This window comes from Ponticaulis sp. (assembly GCF_029210165.1).
In the GTDB taxonomy this organism is placed as follows: Bacteria; Pseudomonadota; Alphaproteobacteria; order Caulobacterales; family Hyphomonadaceae; genus Ponticaulis.
Genome location: NZ_JARGNT010000001.1, coordinates 607,117 through 622,350 on the forward strand (window position 1 = coordinate 607,117; position 15,234 = coordinate 622,350).

Genomic DNA, 15,234 nt, shown 5'->3' on the forward strand with positions numbered 1-15,234 from the left:
GGCTTGCCTATTCAGCAGGTTTATCGGCCGACTCGCTGGATTGAGCGCTCTCAGCGGCTTTATCGGCAGCCTCTTGCGGCACAACTTCCGGAGACGGGTTTTCGGTCACCTCAGGCTGAACGCTCTGCGTCTGATCCTTAGCCTCCTCAGAAACAGCCTCAGGCTTTTCAGCCTTCGGTTTTTTCTTCTTTTTTGGCTTAGGCTTTGGCGCCGGAGGAGGCGGCAGAAGCGATGCAAGCGCTGCGAACGGGTTATCCGGATCCTGCTTACGCGCTTCGGCGCGTTCCTGCGCACGAGCCTTAGCCTGACCCCGGTTGTCGCCGCCACGTTGCGGACGATTACCGCCCTTGCCTTCAGCACCTTTCGCACGCGCCGGACGCTTACCACCACCCTGTTGCGGCGGACCATTACGACGACCCTGCGGACGATCAGTTCGCGCACGAGCCATAAAGCGCCAGTTTTTCACTGCGCCGGTTTCAGCGTCATGCTCAGCTGGTGAGAGGCCATACGCCTTCAGGACTTCAACAAAGGCATCACCCGGCGAAGAGACCACAGAGGCAAGCTCTGGCGGAATTTCAAACTGGTTCTTGCCCGCTTCCTTGCGGCGCTTGTCGATTTCCCATGCAAGGCGTTCTGCAAGGTCTGCACGGATCGCGCGCGGACCAAACCGCAGATAGCCTTGGGAGAGTAGCGCTTCATCGCTCCAGCCCTCATCGACCGGGAACGAGCCTGCACCGGTCGGCGCGATCATAACGTCAGTGTCGTTAAAGACAGAGAAGAGACGCGCAATCAGCGCCTGTTGAGCGGGCTTAGTTGTTTCTGGTGCGTAAGCTGCGACACGGCCGGCACGAATGCCCCAGCCTTTCAGCGCTTCACGTTCTTCAGCGGACAGGCGCAGCGGTGGATCATCCTTGCGCACATCAATCGCAGCGCCGGATTCCAGAACGCGGTACGCAATACCGCGCGCCATGCCTGGCATTTCAGCTTCGTTGAGCTGGGCTTTCAGCGCCATCAGAGCCGGAAGCAGTTTCTGCGCATAATCTGTGACATAGCGTTCTGCGCGGGCACGGGTCAGCTCACGTTCCTCAGGGGCAGCATCTTCTGCGCCAATGAGTTCAGCACGCGGGCTCAGCCAGTCATTACCCTTCGTGAGGCGCGCAATCGGTTTGTCCGCATACAGCACCTGACCATAATCATTGATAGAGAACGCGATCTGCTCAGCCTTAGCGATCTCGCCGAGACGCTGTGAAAGGATCGGTTTCAACGCTTGAATGGCCGCGCTTCGAATGGCTTTGCCTTCCAGCTTGGACGCATCATCCACCGGACGGAACACAAGCCCCTCCAGATGACCGACCACATGGCCTTCAATCGTAATTTCACCGTTATCGCCAAATCCGGCTTCCATTGCACCCTCACGGCTTAGTCCACGCATTAATGCGGTGGTTCTCTTGTCTACAAAGCGAAGAGTCAAACACTCATGCAAAGCATCTGACAGAAGATCCTCAATTTCGCGCGTTTCATTGCGCCAGATTTCAGCCTTCTCGACCCAATCAGATCGGTTTGCTGCATACGTCCAAGTACGGATGGCAGCAAGTCGTGTCTGCAAAACGCCCAGATCGCCTTCTGTAGAACGCAAACGTGAAAGAGCGGTTTCCATAAAACTGCATGACAGACGGGCATCCGGATCGGCCAGATTATTCCAGAGCGTCTGAACGACGCGATGATGCCCGTCCACGCCTGTCCGGCGAAAATCCGGCAGGCAGCACAAATCCCAGAGCCGCTTCACATATTTGCCGGATGTGCAGCGCTCTTTGACGTCATGATCCATCGCCATACGGCGGAGCGTTGCCTCGTCCAGCGCGTCAGGCGTCTGACGCAGGATCGGATCGCCACTATTTTTCGTCAGCGTACGGAGAAGGTCATCAATCGTGCGATAGCTGAGATCATAGTTTCGCCATTGCAGGAACGGGACCGGTTCGAAATGGTGTTCCTCAATACGGGCCACCATGTCCTCTTCAAACGGCATGCAATCGCCCGTCTCACCGAATGTACCATCGGTACGAAAGCGCCCTGCCCGCCCGGCGATCTGCCCGGCTTCGGCGGCGTTCAGTTCCCTGCGGCGTCGACCGTCAAACTTAGACCGCGAGGCAAAGGCGATATGCTCCACATCAAGGTTGAGGCCCATGCCGATGGCATCCGTTGCGACGAGATAATCCACCTCGCCCGACTGATACATATCTACCTGCGCGTTACGCGTACGCGGGCTGAGCGCGCCCATCACGACAGCAGACCCGCCGCGCTGGCGCTTTAACAGCTCGGCAATGGCGTAGACCTCATCAGCCGAGAAAGCGACAATCGCAGAACGCTTCGGCAGCTTGGTGATCTTACGCGGGCCAATATAGGTGAGCTCTGAAAACCGCTCTCTATGCGTCGTATCCACATCAAGACCGAGCCTGCGCAGCGGTTCGCGCATGATCTCAGAGCCAAGCAGAACCGTCTCATGATTACCGCGCGCATTCAGAATGCGATGGGTAAACACGTGCCCGCGATCAGGATCAGAAGCGAGCTGGATCTCATCTATGGCCATGAAGTCGACGCGCTGTGACAGCGGCATCGCCTCAACCGTACAGATGAAATAACGCGCATTTTCCGGCCAGATACGCTCTTCGCCTGTCACCAGAGCCACCGAGCCATAGCCCTTTTGAGCGACAACCTTGTCGTAGATCTCACGCGCAAGCAGGCGCAAAGGCAGGCCGATCATGCCAGAGCCATAGGCCAGCATGCGTTCCAGTGCGTAGTGAGTTTTGCCGGTATTGGTAGGGCCAAGGACGGCCACGAGCTTGCTCATGGTCGAGAGCGCTTTTCTGCTTTTACGTTACGCTATCAGCCCTAGTGGCATGGAGGTTTGAGAGCAAGAGGGGAGTAATTAGTCAGGAGGCTCACAGGCCTTCTACAAGAGTGGCACAAACTGCCACTAAATTGATATGATTTAGAATAATTCAAATATTAGTTGATTTAAAACTCAACCTGCGGGAACGTCTGCATACCAACTTTAAGGGGAATGCGATGAGTTTTGAAGCCAAAGTCGAAGAGCTCTCAAAGCTGTCAGTAGAACAGCGCGGACACTTGAAGACCGAAGAGGCGGTTAAAACAGCGATCATTCTTCGGATGTTTCACGCTTTAGAATTCGACCCCTTCAATCCCCTGGAAATTATTCCGGAGTTCACTGCTGACCACGGAATAAAAAAGGGAGAAAAAGTAGACTACGCGATCAAGCTGAATGGCCAAGTGGCTATCCTTATTGAGTGTAAGTCACCAGACCAAAAACTCGACCTCAAACACGCATCACAACTTTATCGCTATTTCTCAGTAACAAATGCTCGGTTTGCGGTGCTTACCAATGGTTTCGACTGGCAGTTTTACACCGACTTAGACGAACCGAACAAAATGGACGGAAAGCCGTTTCTTTCGTTCAAATTAAATGACTTGGAAGCAAACTCGGTCTCAGAACTGTCGAAATTTCGAAAGAGCGTGTTCGATGTCGATAAAATCCTTAGCACCGCCTCGGACCTAAAATACATATCTGCCTTAAAATCACAGATTAGAAACGAATTCGAACAACCGAGTGACGAACTCGTTTCTTTGATCGGACGGCGAGTTTACGAAGGGCGCTTTACTGCGCAAGTCCATGAACAATTCTCCAGCCTGATAAAGCGCAGCATAACCGAAGTAATCCGAGATCGCGTCAACGCACGCCTCTCCAGCGCAATACAGCATAGCTTCGACGACACTGAGAGCGATGAACCAACACGCGAGTCAGAAATTGAAACCACCGAAGACGAGTGGGATGGCTTCAGAATCGTCACAGCAATTGTCGCACAGGATGTAGATCCTTCCCGAGTTCATATTCGAGATACGAAAACATATTGCGGTGTTTTGCTGGATAACAACAACCGCAAGCCGCTGGCACGTTTATGGTTCAACAGCAAAACCACCAGATACCTCGGCTTATTCGACGGCGAGAACGAAGAACGAGTCCAAATTTCGAATGTGAGCGATATATACAAATATTCCGACCGCATTCGCGCGGCGGCTGCTAAGTACTCCAATTAAATTAGGCAGCGACGCATTTCGCGCTTTTAAGACTTCATCTCTTCTGCCAGATGTTCCACCGGTGCGGCCTGTGCATTCATGCGGGCTTCCTCAATAGCGGCAACAAACGCGCCGGGCTTTGACATTGTCGGAAAATCAATATCGCTCTCGCCGCGGCCCCGCACCTCAACCGTGCCATAGCCGAAGATACGCCCGAAGAAGGTCTGGCGCACATGCGCACCCTCAATCGCATCGAGCTCGAGCTCATACATATTGGCGGTGAAGAAGCCTTTCTTGAGCACGATGCGCCGCGAGGTGACGCAGAATTCGGTCGTGCGGAAATGCACCATCATGCCAATGAAGATGAAAATACCGATGACAATGATGCCGAGAAACAGAAGCGCGACCCAGGCCCAGAATTTATGAATGCCGGGAAAGTCGCCGCAATAGACGATCTCTTCTCCGTCGAACAAACGCTTCTCAATATATGTCATGGGTCATCATCCTTCCCACTACCAACACATTATATCACCAAGCGTTCCGCAAAGCCCTGCGGCATAACCGGCGACAAGCTTGCGAACTCGCCTTAGCCCATTGCGCCACCCCGCCTCACGGCCTACCTGTTTCTGCGTGAGGAAACATCAATTTAGGAGAGTGGGTCATGGTCACCAAAACTGTCGATTATTCTGATGCAGAGCTAACCTATGAAGGCTATCTGGCGCTTCCGGGTGATGCTTCACCAATCGGCCTAGTGGTTGTTGGCCATGCCTGGGGCGGCCAGTCCGATCATGAGCGCGACGTTTGCGACCGTCTCTCTCAGATGGGCTATGCGGCATTTGCCTATGACATTTACGGCAAGGGCAATCGCGCCTCTGAACCGGCAGAGTGCGAAGCGCTGATGAACCCGCTGGTGGGCGACCGCGCCAAGCTGCAATCTCGCCTCGCGCTTTCAATTGCGACCGCGCAGAAAGAAACCGGTCTCGGCGCGGATAAAACTGTCGGCATCGGCTATTGCTTCGGCGGCCTGTGCGCACTGGATGAAGCGCGCGCAGGCATGGATGTCGCGGGCGTTGTCTCGTTCCACGGTCTGTTCTTCCCAGCGGATAATCTGGCCGCTGACAAAGCCATCTCCGCTAAAGTGCTGATCCTGCACGGATATGATGACCCGATGGCAACGCCGGATCAGATGAAGGGCGTTCTGGACGAGATGACGGCCAAAGGCGCAGACACCCAGCTGATTGCCTACACAGACACGGGCCATGCTTTCACGAACAAAGCGGCAAACGACAAAGAAGGCGGCATGTTCTACCGCGCTGATGTTGATGCGCGTTCATGGACAGCGATGACCAACTTCCTGGAAGAAGTCATCGCAGAGGCATAACGCTCTCTCACCGACAACGAGAAAGGCGCCTCACCGGGCGCCTTTTTTAATTTCAGCCCGATCTGCTGAGCGGGCATAAACGCACAATCCCGCCATTCGCATCACAGCTATAGCCATATGCGGCATTTTCGCTTATGTGCGGCGCAACACTTCCTCCCTTCCAAGGCTCTATTCTATGTCCATGCGAAATATCGCAATCATTGCGCACGTCGACCACGGTAAGACGACCCTCGTCGACGAACTCCTGAAACAGTCCGGTACGTTCCGTGAAAACGAGAGCACATCCGACCGGATGATGGACTCCAATGACCTGGAAAAAGAGCGCGGCATTACCATTCTTGCGAAGGCGACATCTATTGAGTGGAACGGTCACCGCATCAACATCGTAGACACCCCGGGCCACGCCGACTTCGGTGGCGAGGTTGAGCGTATTCTGCACATGGTGGACGGCTGTATCGTTCTCGTTGACGCGGCTGAAGGCCCGATGCCACAAACCAAATTCGTGGTTTCCAAAGCCCTGAAAGTCGGCCTGCGCCCGATCGTTGCTGTCAACAAAATCGATAAGCCGGAGCGCCGTCCGGACGAAGTCATCAACGAAGTTTTCGACCTGTTCGCAAACCTCGACGCGGACGACGACCAGCTGGACTTCCCGATCCTCTACGGGTCTGCAAAGAATGGCTGGATGTCTACGGACTACGAAAATCCGACAGACAATATGGACGCCCTGTTTGAACTCGTCATGAGCCACGTGCCTGAGCCACGCGTGTCTGAAGGCTCGTTCAAGCTGCTGGCAACCACTCTCGCATCTGACAACTTCCTCGGCCGCATTCTGACAGGCCGCGTTGAAGCTGGCACAGTGAAGCCGAACATGGCTGTTAAAGCGCTGAACCGTAACGGCGAAATCGTCGAGCAGGGCCGCGTTTCTAAAGTTCTCGCATTCCGCGGTCTTGAGCGCTCTCCGATCGACGAAGGCGTTGCAGGCGACATTGTATCTATCGCGGGCCTTACCAAAGCGACGGTTGCGGACACAATCTGCGCGCTCGACGTGACAGAGCCGATGCAGGCACAGCCGATTGACCCGCCGACTATCGCCATGACCTTCCGCGTGAACGATTCACCGCTGGCCGGTACCGAAGGCTCCAAAGTGACCTCCCGAATGATCTGGGACCGTCTCCTGAAAGAAGCTGAAGGTAACGTCGCGCTGAAAGTGACCCGCTCTACCGAAGCCGAGGCGTTCGAAGTTGCAGGCCGAGGCGAGCTTCAACTTTCCGTTCTCATCGAGACGATGCGCCGAGAAGGCTTTGAGCTTGGCGTGTCCCGTCCGAAAGTTGTCTTCAAAGAAGATGATAACGGCGACAAGCTGGAACCAATCGAAGAAGTCGTGATCGACGTTGATGACGAGCACTCCGGTGCGGTCGTTCAGAAACTCTCTGAACGCAAAGCTGAAATGGTTGAGATGAAGCCATCCGGCGTTGGCCGTACACGTCTTGTTTTCCACGCGCCAACACGTGGCCTGATCGGCTATCAGGGAGAGCTCCTCTCTGATACGCGCGGCACAGCCATCATGAACCGCGTCTTCCTTGAATACCAACCGCATAAAGGTAAGATTCAGGGCCGTCACACAGGCGTTCTCATCGCTATGGAAAAAGGCGAGGCGGTTGCGTTCGCCCTATGGAACCTGGAAGACCGCGGCAAGATCATGATCGAACCGCAGGAAAAGGTTTATGGCGGCATGATTGTCGGCGAGCACTCTCGCGATAACGACCTTGAAGTGAACGTCCTCAAAGGCAAGAAACTCACTAACGTCCGCGCATCCGGTACGGATGAAGCCGTACGCCTGACGCCTCCTATGAAGCTCACACTCGAGCGTGCACTGGCCTATATTCAGGATGACGAGCTGGTGGAAGTGACACCGGAATCCATCCGCCTGCGTAAGGTCTATCTCGACCCGCACGAGCGCAAGCGCATGAAAAAGGTTGAGGCTGTCTAACGACCGCGCCTCTAATCAAAACGCAAAAGGCGGGCCTCACGGTCCGCCTTTTTTGTTAGGCCGCAAAATCAAAATGCTGCCTGTGCCACTCTATGAATGCCGGATGTGGCTGGTGCTCAGGACGTCTCGGACGAATGAGTTTGCCGGTTGGGTTGATAATCCGCTTGATCTCATCCGGATTATTCACCTTGCGCGAGATCAGAATGTCATCGTTCGCCGCAATGGAAATGAGTCCCCGATCAAACATCCAATGAACCGTACCGGATAGCGCCAGACCGTTATCAATTGTGTCAGGGCCTTTGTGGGCCACGGGCTTGATGTGCGCGCCTTCAACCTCAGCGCGGCCACCACCATTGATAAACTGCCAGCCAGTTACTGCGCAGCGTTTCTCATAAGCCATCAACACGGAACCGCGGAAACGTGTGTCTCTAATCGTTCGGTTTTTAAGCTCAGCGACGACCTGCCGATCAAAATCAAACTCAAACGGCTCAGCGCTCTCGGCGACACCGCGCTTTTCCATCTCAACATTATCGACTCGAGGTAGTTCGACCTCAATCTGCTTCCAACCAAGCGCAACGATCTCTTGGAAGGCTTCGAAAGGAAGGTGACGCACCGCTTGCAATGCGACGCCTACGTTGGCTTTGCCATCTTTTCCCTGCATAGCGGGCTCTAAGAATCGACCGGTAAGGTCTCTCGGCACTGGGCTTGCGAAGCTTGCATATGTGTTCGGCACATACACCGCATAGAAATGATCCTCTATGCTGGGATCGGGCACAATTTGCTCAATCTGAGCCACTGCGAAATATGCCCCACGCGCCTCTTTGCTGACGCCTGTGTCTTTGACCGGAGAAAAGAAAGTCACCCAATCGCCGACACATTCCTCCATACGTTTCAAATACCGCTTTGGGAAATGATACGAGATGCCGGGCTGATCATCGTATTCTGAGTGCGAACCTTGCACCAATACCGCGTTGACCATGTCCCCTCACTACGTCTGCAACTTGGAAGACACTACTGCTTTGAACTCGCCGGTAAACAAAAACTTATCCCGCTCGCCAGAGACCACGCCATACTGGCTGGCATGTACGAAGCGCCGATGAATCTGTCTGAAAATACGCCCAGCGACCTGCTGGCGCGGATCATGACGTATATTGGCGCGGCCTTTCGTTTTCAGAGCAGCTGGGCCCTGCCCGCGTCCGCCGGTGAACCGCCTCGCCTTCTGGCATTTGAACGCCGCGCACTCTCGCGAATGGTGAGCCGGGCCGAGCATATGATCCGGTGCTGGATTATTCTTCTTGCCTTTGCGCACATTCGTGACGACACAGCACCCACGCGCCAATGGACGCTGCCCTTGTCTATTCAGGCCGGCAAACGTCGGCCGATCAGCTTTGCGGAGCGCGAAATTCTCGCAAGACGCAAACCTGAACCACCTGCATTCCGCGTCTCACTTCCGCCGATCAATGAAACGAGCAGATGGGCTTTCGAGCGACAACGCACGGGCCACCCGAAACGCCGGTCAGAGCAGATTGAAGCGGCTCTCGATATGCGGCTGAAACGCTTGTTCACCCTGCTTGATGAGGCAGACGACAGAGCCCGCAACATCGCCTCGATCTGGAAAGGACGCATACGGAGCATTCGGAAAGCTCCACCCATTCGCAGGCCTCACTTTGATCCACTCAGAGGAGCTGGAGCGCCGGGCACGCTGTTAGAGACCGCCGAGGAGGATGAGGCCCGAACCGTCAGACAGTTCCACCTGATCGCACACACTGCCGTGCAGGGCGTTTATGCCCTGTGCGGGCGCCAGTGCAGCTAAGGCGACAGCGTGACCGTGAATTCATGGTCCGCGTGCTCAAGAACATAGTCCCGCAGCAGCTTTAGAGATGTGAGCACCTTGTCTACATCTCCCTCGCCCAGCTCTTCTGGCGGCAAGGTTGGAAGATCTCTTATGGCATCGCTCACCAGTTTTAAGAGTTCAGCCCCCGCTATTTTCGGCGCGACATCATCGCTGTCCATACAGAGAAACGGCTCGGTCAGATCATCGCGCCAGCCAAGCGTTTCACGAAGCGCATGCAGAAAGCGTTTGCCGCCAGACATAACCTCGCAGCCTGCCGTTTCGTCCGTCACCGAATAATATAAACCCATGCCTCACCTCTGCGTTTCAGGCTGGCCTCTCGTAGCGAGTTGCGCAAGTTCGAACCCGGCTCACACGTGATTTTGGAATTTCAAAAAACTGAGCTAGATTATCGGGTATGGCACTTAAGACCCATCACGCTGCCGGATGGGAAATCCGGCCTCACGCGCGCGAAGATCGCGACGCCATCAAAGCTGTTTTGCAAACTTGCCTGCAAGAATTCCCGTGGCATGTCACAACCCGGTTTGACCCTGACGCACTGGAGCACGCACTCAGCTACACCACAGCAATTGTCGCGACGGAGAAGAAAGCCGGCATTGTCGGCTTCATGATCGTGAACACAGAGAGCGGATATGTGAGCCATATTTTCGTGCTGCCCGAATGGCGTCTCTGCGGCATTGGATCCGGCCTGTTAGAGGTCGGCCGCGTTCTGAGCGGCAAACGCCTGTTTCAGGAGCTGGACGTGCGGAACAAGTATGGCCGCGCCGCCTGCGCTGCGATGGGCTGGTCCGAAATGGTGCCGGAAGGAAACACCGGCAGCTGGCAGGTCCGCCTGATTTCAGAATAGGCCCAGCCGCCTTCTGCGCAAAATCTGGTCGCCGGCTGGTTTCGCGGCCCGTCACGCTTGTCGTCTCACATAGTTTGCGTTTCATTGCCGTTCGGGAGGTGCCCTCATGGCATTTTATGAAGTTGATCTTCGCGGCGAGTTTTTCCCTCTGCATGACAGGGGACGATGGAAACTATTCGGTTTCGAGACGACCTGCCATGTCGAGGCTGAAAGTGCACAGGACGCTGAGATGGAAGCGGTCAAACTCATCCATATCGACCCGGTCTGGCAACATATTCGTCCGCGTCCAGGCTTCCCGACGCCGCGCCTCTATCCTGAAGGCACAGTGAGCGCCGATCCGGCAGAGTTCTCTCTGCCAGAGTATGATCTCTATCGGATGGTGAAATAAAGCTTAGCTGTCTCGTTCGCCGAAGAGGGCCGAGCCAACCCGGATATGGGTCGCGCCGTAAAGAATAGCGGTTTCGAAATCACCGCTCATGCCCATGGAGAGCTCTTTCAGGTCATAACGGTTTGCGAGCTTGGCCAGCAGCGCAAAGTGAGGACCAGCCGGTTCGTCCGCAGGCGGAATACACATCAGGCCCTTTGGGGTGATCCCGAATTCCGGGCAGGTTTTCGTGATAAAGGCTTCAAGGTCTGCTGGTAGAACACCTGCTTTTTGCGGCTCCTCGCCTGTGTTCACCTGCACCAGAATGTCTGGCGTTTTACCGAGCTTCTGGATCGCTTCTGCCAGAGTGCGCGCGAGCTTTGGCCGGTCCAGCACGTCAATCGCGTCAAACAGGGCGACAGCATCTTCTGACTTGTTCGACTGGAGAGGCCCGATAAGGCGAAGCTTCAGATCAGGGTATTGAGAGCGGCGCTCACCCCAGCGCTCCTGCGCCTCCTGAACGCGGTTCTCACCGAATACGCGCACGCCCGCCGCGAGCGCTGCTTCAATACGGTCATCCGTCTGACGCTTAGAGACGGCAACCAGTTCCGGCGCGGTTTCACGCTCCGCCTTTTGACAGGCTTTGGAAATGCGGGCTTCTATCTCGGCAAGGTTTTCTGAAAAGCTCATAAGGCGGTTTTCCGGGCATGATGCATCGAACAGGACGAAGAATGGTGTCTGCCGTGCGAGAGGCAAGCCGTCAAATACCTTATCCCCTGCCCGGCGCATTTTTCCTGACCGATCCGCAACGTACACCGGACCCGGTCAGCGTTGTGAACACACTGCCAAACGGTACAGGCGTCATCTACCGCCACTTCGGCGCCGCCGATCGGAATGAAGTCGCCAAAGCACTAAGGGCGGCTACGTGTCGCAAAGGGATCGCCCTGCTCATTGCGAATGACCCAGACCTTGCCATCGCCACAAAAGCCGATGGCGTCCACTGGCCAGAAGCCCGCGCGCAGCTTGCCCGCAAATGGCAGGGACGCTTTCTGATCCAGACACAATCTGCACATTCCAGACGCGCCATCGTCGCCGCTGTTTGCGATGCCGTTCTGGTCTCCACCGTATTTCCATCCAACAGCGCGAGCGCGGGGGCTAGTATGGGGCCAGTGAAGTTTCGGAGACTGGTTATGAGAACGGAGAAGACGGTTTACGCACTGGGCGGCGTCAACGCTGAGACGGCAGGACGCGTGAGCGGGTTCGCAGGACTCGCCGCGATTGAGGGGTTCACCTGCACGTAAAACTTGTCTTGCGAGCGCCCCACGCTTAGAAATTATGGCAGTCAACTCAAGGGGACGTAGTATGAAAAAGAAAGCCAGCCCGATTAAATCCGACTTCGAAGCGATGAAGCTCAGCGATGAGAAATGGGCAGAATACAAAGCCGGCAAGAAGCAGATGGCGAAGAAGCGCATGGGCGCAAAAGGCGCTAAGAACTTCTCCCGCAAACTGGAAGCCAAGCGCAAAAAGTTTCTGGGCGGCGGCGCGTAAGCGCTTTGATTATCTGATCTGTTCAGAGTCCCGGCCTTTTCTGAAGGTCGGGATTTTTAATGGCTCAACCCAGGCGCAGCGATCGTCATCAAAGACGGAACGTACCGGCGCCATATCCGGTAGGTGATCGAACGCTCCCACGGCAATACCGATACCGGACGGATGGCGCTCTGTCGTCCAGTAGAGGGTCGTTGCACAATTGGGGCAAAAGAACTGGATAAAGTCAGCCCCTGATGCCGCCTTGCGGATATAGCGCTGGGATACGCCGGTTATGGTGACGGCTTCACCCTGATAATAGGCACCAAGGCCGAACGCACTGCCCGACCGTTTTTTACAGTCGGCGCAGTGACATTGAACAATACTGTCAGGCGCCCTGTCGCAGCGGGCTTTCAACTGGCCACAGCCGCAGGACGCCTGAAACATGTCTATTCCTCGGAAGGTTCAGGCACGCCTACAACGTGGAAGCCTGCATCAACGTGCAGAACTTCGCCCGTGATAGACTGGCCGATGTCAGACAGAAGATAAAGCGCGCAGCCGGCTACGCCTTCCATCTTCGTGTCTTCTTTCAGGAGCGACCATTCACGGCCTGTACCCATGAGGGATTTGCCGCCGCGAATACCAGCCAGAGACAGCGTACGCATTGCGCCTGCAGAGATCGCGTTGACGCGAATGCCCTGATTACCAAGGTCACGTGCGGCGTAACGCGTAGACGCCTCAAGCGCAGCTTTGGCAACGCCCATCACGTTGTAAGATGGCACAACGCGCTCGGCACCAAGATAGGTCATGCAGATGATAGAGCCGCCCGGATCCATCATTTCAGACGCACGGCGGGAGCAATCAATGAAGGAATAAACCGAGATATCCATAGCGCGGCGGAACCCCTCACGAGAGGTGTTTGCAACCATGGAGCCCATCAGCTCGTCTTTGCCAGCAAATGCGATGGAGTGAACGAGGAAGTCGATCTTGCCCCATTTTTCTTTCACTGCCGCAAAGGCCGCATCCATGCTTTCGTCGTCAGTCACGTCTGCCGGAATCATGAAATCCATGCCGATAGATTCGACGAGCGGACGCACGCGGCGCTCAAGGCCCTCGCCCTGATAAGTGAAGGCGATTTCAGCGCCCTGTGCAGCGAGCTGCTTTGAGATACCCCAGGCGATGGAGTTCTGGTTTGCGACACCCATAACGATGCCGCGCTTGCCAGCCATCAGATTGCCTTCCGGCATGTTCCAGTCAGACATGTGTCCTCCAAGACGAAATGTTGAACTCGTTGGCTATGCGCGGACGCCCATCACGTCAAGTAAGGCGAGGCCTGCACTCAGGCGAATTCAAGGTGATAATAGCTGTTAAAGTCGGAGACGACATAATCGCCGAACACATCGCCCGGCTGGAAACCAAAACTTCGATAGAGGGCATTAGCTGGCGCGTAGACCTCAGTTCTACCAGTCTCGAGGCTTACGGTCTGATAGCCGCGCTCTTTCGCCATAGAGATGAGCGTTTCAAGCACAATGCGAGCCACGCCTTTGCGCAAATGGTCTGGATGAGTGCGCATGGATTTGATCTCGCACCGGGCATCTGACAAATGCTTCAGCGCGCCCATACCGACCAGCTGTTCGCCCTGCCAGACCGTGATCAAATCAATTTCCGGCACTTTAAGCTTTGAAAGGTCCAGCACAAACGCAAGCTCTGGCGGAGAATTGGCAAAAGCCTCACGGACGTGAAACTCCAGAAGTGAGACCACTTGCGGATCATCAAAATCACCGGCGCGGATTTCAAACTCAGGTGCCACGCGTATCCCCGTAAAGATGGATATGCAGACGGTCCGTAAAGTTCATGCCGTATCGCAGGCATTCTTCGGTGAGCCATTTGCTACGCGTGCGCACTTCATCCGACAACCGGCCGAGCGGCATAAGATAGACGCGCTCATGCGGGATACAGAATTTCCGGGTCAGCGCGAGAACCTCTTCAAGGTCTTCAGGTGAGCCGATAACGAACTTAAACCAGCTTTGCGGCAGCGCGGCATAGGCAGAAAGCGAGGCCTCATTCAGCGCAATCGCTGCGTCATTGCCAGAATGGGCGAGCTTTGGAGAGACGTTGAACTGATTGACTAGCGGGATAAGACCTGCGGGAGGCGCGATAGAACCATTGGTTTCAATCTCAACCCAAACCGGTCCGCACGCGTTCTTGATTGCGGTGATCAGCCCTTCAAGCTTGCCCTTCTGGAGCATAGGCTCGCCGCCTGTAATCACGATGCCCGATGGTTCTGATTTTACGACTTCAGCCGCCACGGCATCAAAGCTGCGCGAAAGCCGTTCCGCATCCGGAACGAACTTTACATTGTCTTCGTGAGAGAAAGGTGTGCCTTCGAAATTCCAGGTGTAGGCGGTATCGCACCATTTACAGTGCAGGTTACACCCTGAAAGGCGGATAAAGGTGCGGGGCGCGCCAAGGCTCGCCCCTTCACCCTGGATAGAAGAGAAGATTTCCGGATTGCCGTGATCGTCAACCGCAAGCCAGAGCGTTTCCTGGCTCATGGCTTTGATCAGCTTTTTTCCGGTTGGAACAGTCCAACGCGCATGTCGTCAGCTGTATAAATCAGCTTGTCATCAGCATACAGACGGCCGTCCGCAATACCCAGAACAAGGCGACCACGCTTCACGCGCTTCAGTTCCATTTCGTAACGGACGAGTTTCACATCAGGTGTGACCTGACCGGTAAATTTCACATTGCCAACGCCAAGCGCGCGGCCTTTGCCCGGAGAGCCGCTCCAGCCAAGCCAGAAGCCGACATTCTGCCAGAGCGCATCAAGACCAAGACAGCCTGGCATAACCGGGTCGCCGATAAAGTGACACTGGAAGAACCAGAGTGACGGATCGATATCCAGCTCGGCAACCATATTGCCCTTGCCGTGCGGACCACCATCCATAGTGATCTCAGTGATGCGGTCCATCATCAGCATTGGCGGCGCCGGCAGCTGAGCATTACCTTCACCGAACAGGCTGCTCTTGCCGCTCTCGATCAGCTCTTCCTTCGTGTAGGAAGATTTTCTTTCAAATAACTCAGACAATTGGGAATCCTTACCGTCGTGCTGTCCGCTGAAAGTCTGCCAGAAACGGTATGTTTCCCTTGAGGTCAACCCACACACGCATAGCGAGTACGGGCT

18 protein-coding genes are annotated in these 15,234 nt (G+C 55.3%); 8 read left to right on the forward strand and 10 right to left on the reverse strand.

What is annotated here, in order from left to right; all coding sequences use genetic code 11:
* Positions 1-7: 7 nt before the first annotated feature.
* The gene (locus P1U45_RS03045) at positions 8-2,848 is read right to left on the reverse strand and encodes a helicase-related protein (protein WP_301057438.1); all 2,841 of its coding nucleotides are present in this window, start codon (positions 2,846-2,848) and stop codon (positions 8-10) included.
* A 218-nt stretch (positions 2,849-3,066) separates the two neighbouring features.
* On the opposite strand from P1U45_RS03045, the gene P1U45_RS03050 reads away from it, so the two are divergent.
* A complete protein-coding gene (locus P1U45_RS03050) occupies positions 3,067-4,113 on the forward strand; it encodes a type I restriction endonuclease (RefSeq protein ID WP_301057439.1) in 1,047 nt (348 codons plus the stop codon).
* Positions 4,114-4,139: 26 nt separating this feature from the next.
* Here P1U45_RS03050 and P1U45_RS03055 read toward each other — a convergent pair whose 3' ends face one another.
* Positions 4,140-4,586 (reverse strand): PH domain-containing protein, encoded by a 447-nt coding sequence (locus tag P1U45_RS03055; protein WP_301057440.1) that lies wholly within the window; start codon positions 4,584-4,586, stop codon positions 4,140-4,142.
* Between the two features lie 167 nt (positions 4,587-4,753).
* Between P1U45_RS03055 and P1U45_RS03060 the strand changes: the two genes are divergently transcribed.
* Together P1U45_RS03060 and typA are read left to right on the forward strand one after the other, a co-directional pair.
* A complete protein-coding gene (locus tag P1U45_RS03060) occupies positions 4,754-5,473 on the forward strand; it encodes a dienelactone hydrolase family protein (RefSeq protein ID WP_301057441.1) in 720 nt (239 codons plus the stop codon).
* Positions 5,474-5,648: 175 nt separating this feature from the next.
* The gene (gene typA / locus P1U45_RS03065) at positions 5,649-7,463 is read left to right on the forward strand and encodes a translational GTPase TypA (protein WP_293607617.1); all 1,815 of its coding nucleotides are present in this window, start codon (positions 5,649-5,651) and stop codon (positions 7,461-7,463) included.
* Positions 7,464-7,518: 55 nt separating this feature from the next.
* Here the strand turns inward: typA and P1U45_RS03070 are convergent, their stop codons facing one another.
* Positions 7,519-8,442, reverse strand: a complete 924-nt coding sequence (locus P1U45_RS03070) for an HNH endonuclease (RefSeq protein WP_301057442.1) — start codon at positions 8,440-8,442, stop codon at positions 7,519-7,521.
* A 117-nt stretch (positions 8,443-8,559) separates the two neighbouring features.
* Between P1U45_RS03070 and P1U45_RS03075 the strand changes: the two genes are divergently transcribed.
* Positions 8,560-9,276: a hypothetical protein gene (locus tag P1U45_RS03075; RefSeq protein ID WP_301057443.1), complete on the forward strand. Its 717-nt coding sequence runs from the start codon at positions 8,560-8,562 to the stop codon at positions 9,274-9,276.
* Here P1U45_RS03075 and P1U45_RS03080 read toward each other — a convergent pair.
* Positions 9,273-9,605: a hypothetical protein gene (locus P1U45_RS03080; RefSeq protein ID WP_301057444.1), complete on the reverse strand. Its 333-nt coding sequence runs from the start codon at positions 9,603-9,605 to the stop codon at positions 9,273-9,275. The two genes, P1U45_RS03075 and P1U45_RS03080, sit on opposite strands and share 4 nt — an antisense overlap.
* A 107-nt stretch (positions 9,606-9,712) precedes the next feature.
* Between P1U45_RS03080 and P1U45_RS03085 the strand changes: the two genes are divergently transcribed.
* Together P1U45_RS03085 and P1U45_RS03090 are read left to right on the forward strand one after the other, a co-directional pair.
* Positions 9,713-10,162 (forward strand): GNAT family N-acetyltransferase, encoded by a 450-nt coding sequence (locus P1U45_RS03085; protein WP_301057445.1) that lies wholly within the window; start codon positions 9,713-9,715, stop codon positions 10,160-10,162.
* Positions 10,163-10,268: 106 nt separating this feature from the next.
* Positions 10,269-10,550, forward strand: a complete 282-nt coding sequence (locus P1U45_RS03090; protein WP_301057446.1) for a hypothetical protein — start codon at positions 10,269-10,271, stop codon at positions 10,548-10,550.
* Between the two features lie 3 nt (positions 10,551-10,553).
* On the opposite strand, the gene P1U45_RS03095 is transcribed toward P1U45_RS03090, so the two are convergent.
* A complete protein-coding gene (locus P1U45_RS03095) occupies positions 10,554-11,216 on the reverse strand; it encodes a YggS family pyridoxal phosphate-dependent enzyme (protein WP_301057447.1) in 663 nt (220 codons plus the stop codon).
* 41 nt (positions 11,217-11,257) lie between these two features.
* Between P1U45_RS03095 and P1U45_RS03100 the strand changes: the two genes are divergently transcribed.
* Complete coding sequence (locus P1U45_RS03100; protein WP_301057448.1) at positions 11,258-11,827, forward strand: thiamine phosphate synthase; 570 nt, start codon at positions 11,258-11,260, stop codon at positions 11,825-11,827.
* Between the two features lie 61 nt (positions 11,828-11,888).
* On the forward strand, positions 11,889-12,074 hold the full coding sequence (locus P1U45_RS03105; protein WP_022693480.1) for a hypothetical protein: 186 nt from the start codon (positions 11,889-11,891) through the stop codon (positions 12,072-12,074).
* 9 nt (positions 12,075-12,083) lie between these two features.
* Here the strand turns inward: P1U45_RS03105 and P1U45_RS03110 are convergent, their stop codons facing one another.
* The 5 genes from P1U45_RS03110 to fabA all read right to left on the reverse strand — a co-directional run bounded on the left by P1U45_RS03110 (position 12,084) and on the right by fabA (position 15,138).
* Positions 12,084-12,497, reverse strand: a complete 414-nt coding sequence (locus P1U45_RS03110) for a GFA family protein (RefSeq protein ID WP_301057449.1) — start codon at positions 12,495-12,497, stop codon at positions 12,084-12,086.
* A gap of 2 nt (positions 12,498-12,499) precedes the next feature.
* The gene (locus P1U45_RS03115) at positions 12,500-13,312 is read right to left on the reverse strand and encodes an enoyl-ACP reductase (protein ID WP_301057450.1); all 813 of its coding nucleotides are present in this window, start codon (positions 13,310-13,312) and stop codon (positions 12,500-12,502) included.
* A gap of 77 nt (positions 13,313-13,389) precedes the next feature.
* Positions 13,390-13,860 (reverse strand): GNAT family N-acetyltransferase, encoded by a 471-nt coding sequence (locus P1U45_RS03120; protein ID WP_301057451.1) that lies wholly within the window; start codon positions 13,858-13,860, stop codon positions 13,390-13,392.
* Positions 13,850-14,605, reverse strand: coding sequence for a 7-carboxy-7-deazaguanine synthase QueE (locus tag P1U45_RS03125; RefSeq protein WP_301057452.1), 756 nt, complete (start codon positions 14,603-14,605; stop codon positions 13,850-13,852). The genes P1U45_RS03120 and P1U45_RS03125 overlap by 11 nt, the downstream gene beginning before the upstream one ends.
* Positions 14,606-14,613: 8 nt before the next feature.
* Positions 14,614-15,138, reverse strand: coding sequence for a bifunctional 3-hydroxydecanoyl-ACP dehydratase/trans-2-decenoyl-ACP isomerase (fabA, locus tag P1U45_RS03130; protein WP_293607604.1), 525 nt, complete (start codon positions 15,136-15,138; stop codon positions 14,614-14,616).
* Between the last annotated feature and the right edge of the window lie 96 nt (positions 15,139-15,234).

Excerpts from the sequence above, each read along its gene's own strand:
- P1U45_RS03105 (WP_022693480.1), top strand. The coding sequence starts at position 11,889 with ATGAAAAAGAAAGCCAGCCCGATTAAATCCGACTTCGAAGCGATGAAG.
- P1U45_RS03085 (WP_301057445.1), top strand. The coding sequence starts at position 9,713 with ATGGCACTTAAGACCCATCACGCTGCCGGATGGGAAATCCGGCCTCAC.
- P1U45_RS03100 (WP_301057448.1), top strand. The coding sequence starts at position 11,258 with ATGGTGTCTGCCGTGCGAGAGGCAAGCCGTCAAATACCTTATCCCCTG.
- typA (WP_293607617.1), top strand. The coding sequence starts at position 5,649 with ATGTCCATGCGAAATATCGCAATCATTGCGCACGTCGACCACGGTAAG.
- P1U45_RS03050 (WP_301057439.1), top strand. The coding sequence starts at position 3,067 with ATGAGTTTTGAAGCCAAAGTCGAAGAGCTCTCAAAGCTGTCAGTAGAA.
- P1U45_RS03095 (WP_301057447.1), bottom strand. The coding sequence starts at position 11,216 with ATGAGCTTTTCAGAAAACCTTGCCGAGATAGAAGCCCGCATTTCCAAA.
- P1U45_RS03055 (WP_301057440.1), bottom strand. The coding sequence starts at position 4,586 with ATGACATATATTGAGAAGCGTTTGTTCGACGGAGAAGAGATCGTCTAT.
- P1U45_RS03110 (WP_301057449.1), bottom strand. The coding sequence starts at position 12,497 with ATGTTTCAGGCGTCCTGCGGCTGTGGCCAGTTGAAAGCCCGCTGCGAC.
- P1U45_RS03125 (WP_301057452.1), bottom strand. The coding sequence starts at position 14,605 with ATGAGCCAGGAAACGCTCTGGCTTGCGGTTGACGATCACGGCAATCCG.
- P1U45_RS03045 (WP_301057438.1), bottom strand. The coding sequence starts at position 2,848 with ATGAGCAAGCTCGTGGCCGTCCTTGGCCCTACCAATACCGGCAAAACT.
- P1U45_RS03115 (WP_301057450.1), bottom strand. The coding sequence starts at position 13,312 with ATGTCTGACTGGAACATGCCGGAAGGCAATCTGATGGCTGGCAAGCGC.
- P1U45_RS03070 (WP_301057442.1), bottom strand. The coding sequence starts at position 8,442 with ATGGTCAACGCGGTATTGGTGCAAGGTTCGCACTCAGAATACGATGAT.
- P1U45_RS03090 (WP_301057446.1), top strand. The coding sequence starts at position 10,269 with ATGGCATTTTATGAAGTTGATCTTCGCGGCGAGTTTTTCCCTCTGCAT.
- P1U45_RS03075 (WP_301057443.1), top strand. The coding sequence starts at position 8,560 with ATGAATCTGTCTGAAAATACGCCCAGCGACCTGCTGGCGCGGATCATG.
- P1U45_RS03060 (WP_301057441.1), top strand. The coding sequence starts at position 4,754 with ATGGTCACCAAAACTGTCGATTATTCTGATGCAGAGCTAACCTATGAA.
- P1U45_RS03080 (WP_301057444.1), bottom strand. The coding sequence starts at position 9,605 with ATGGGTTTATATTATTCGGTGACGGACGAAACGGCAGGCTGCGAGGTT.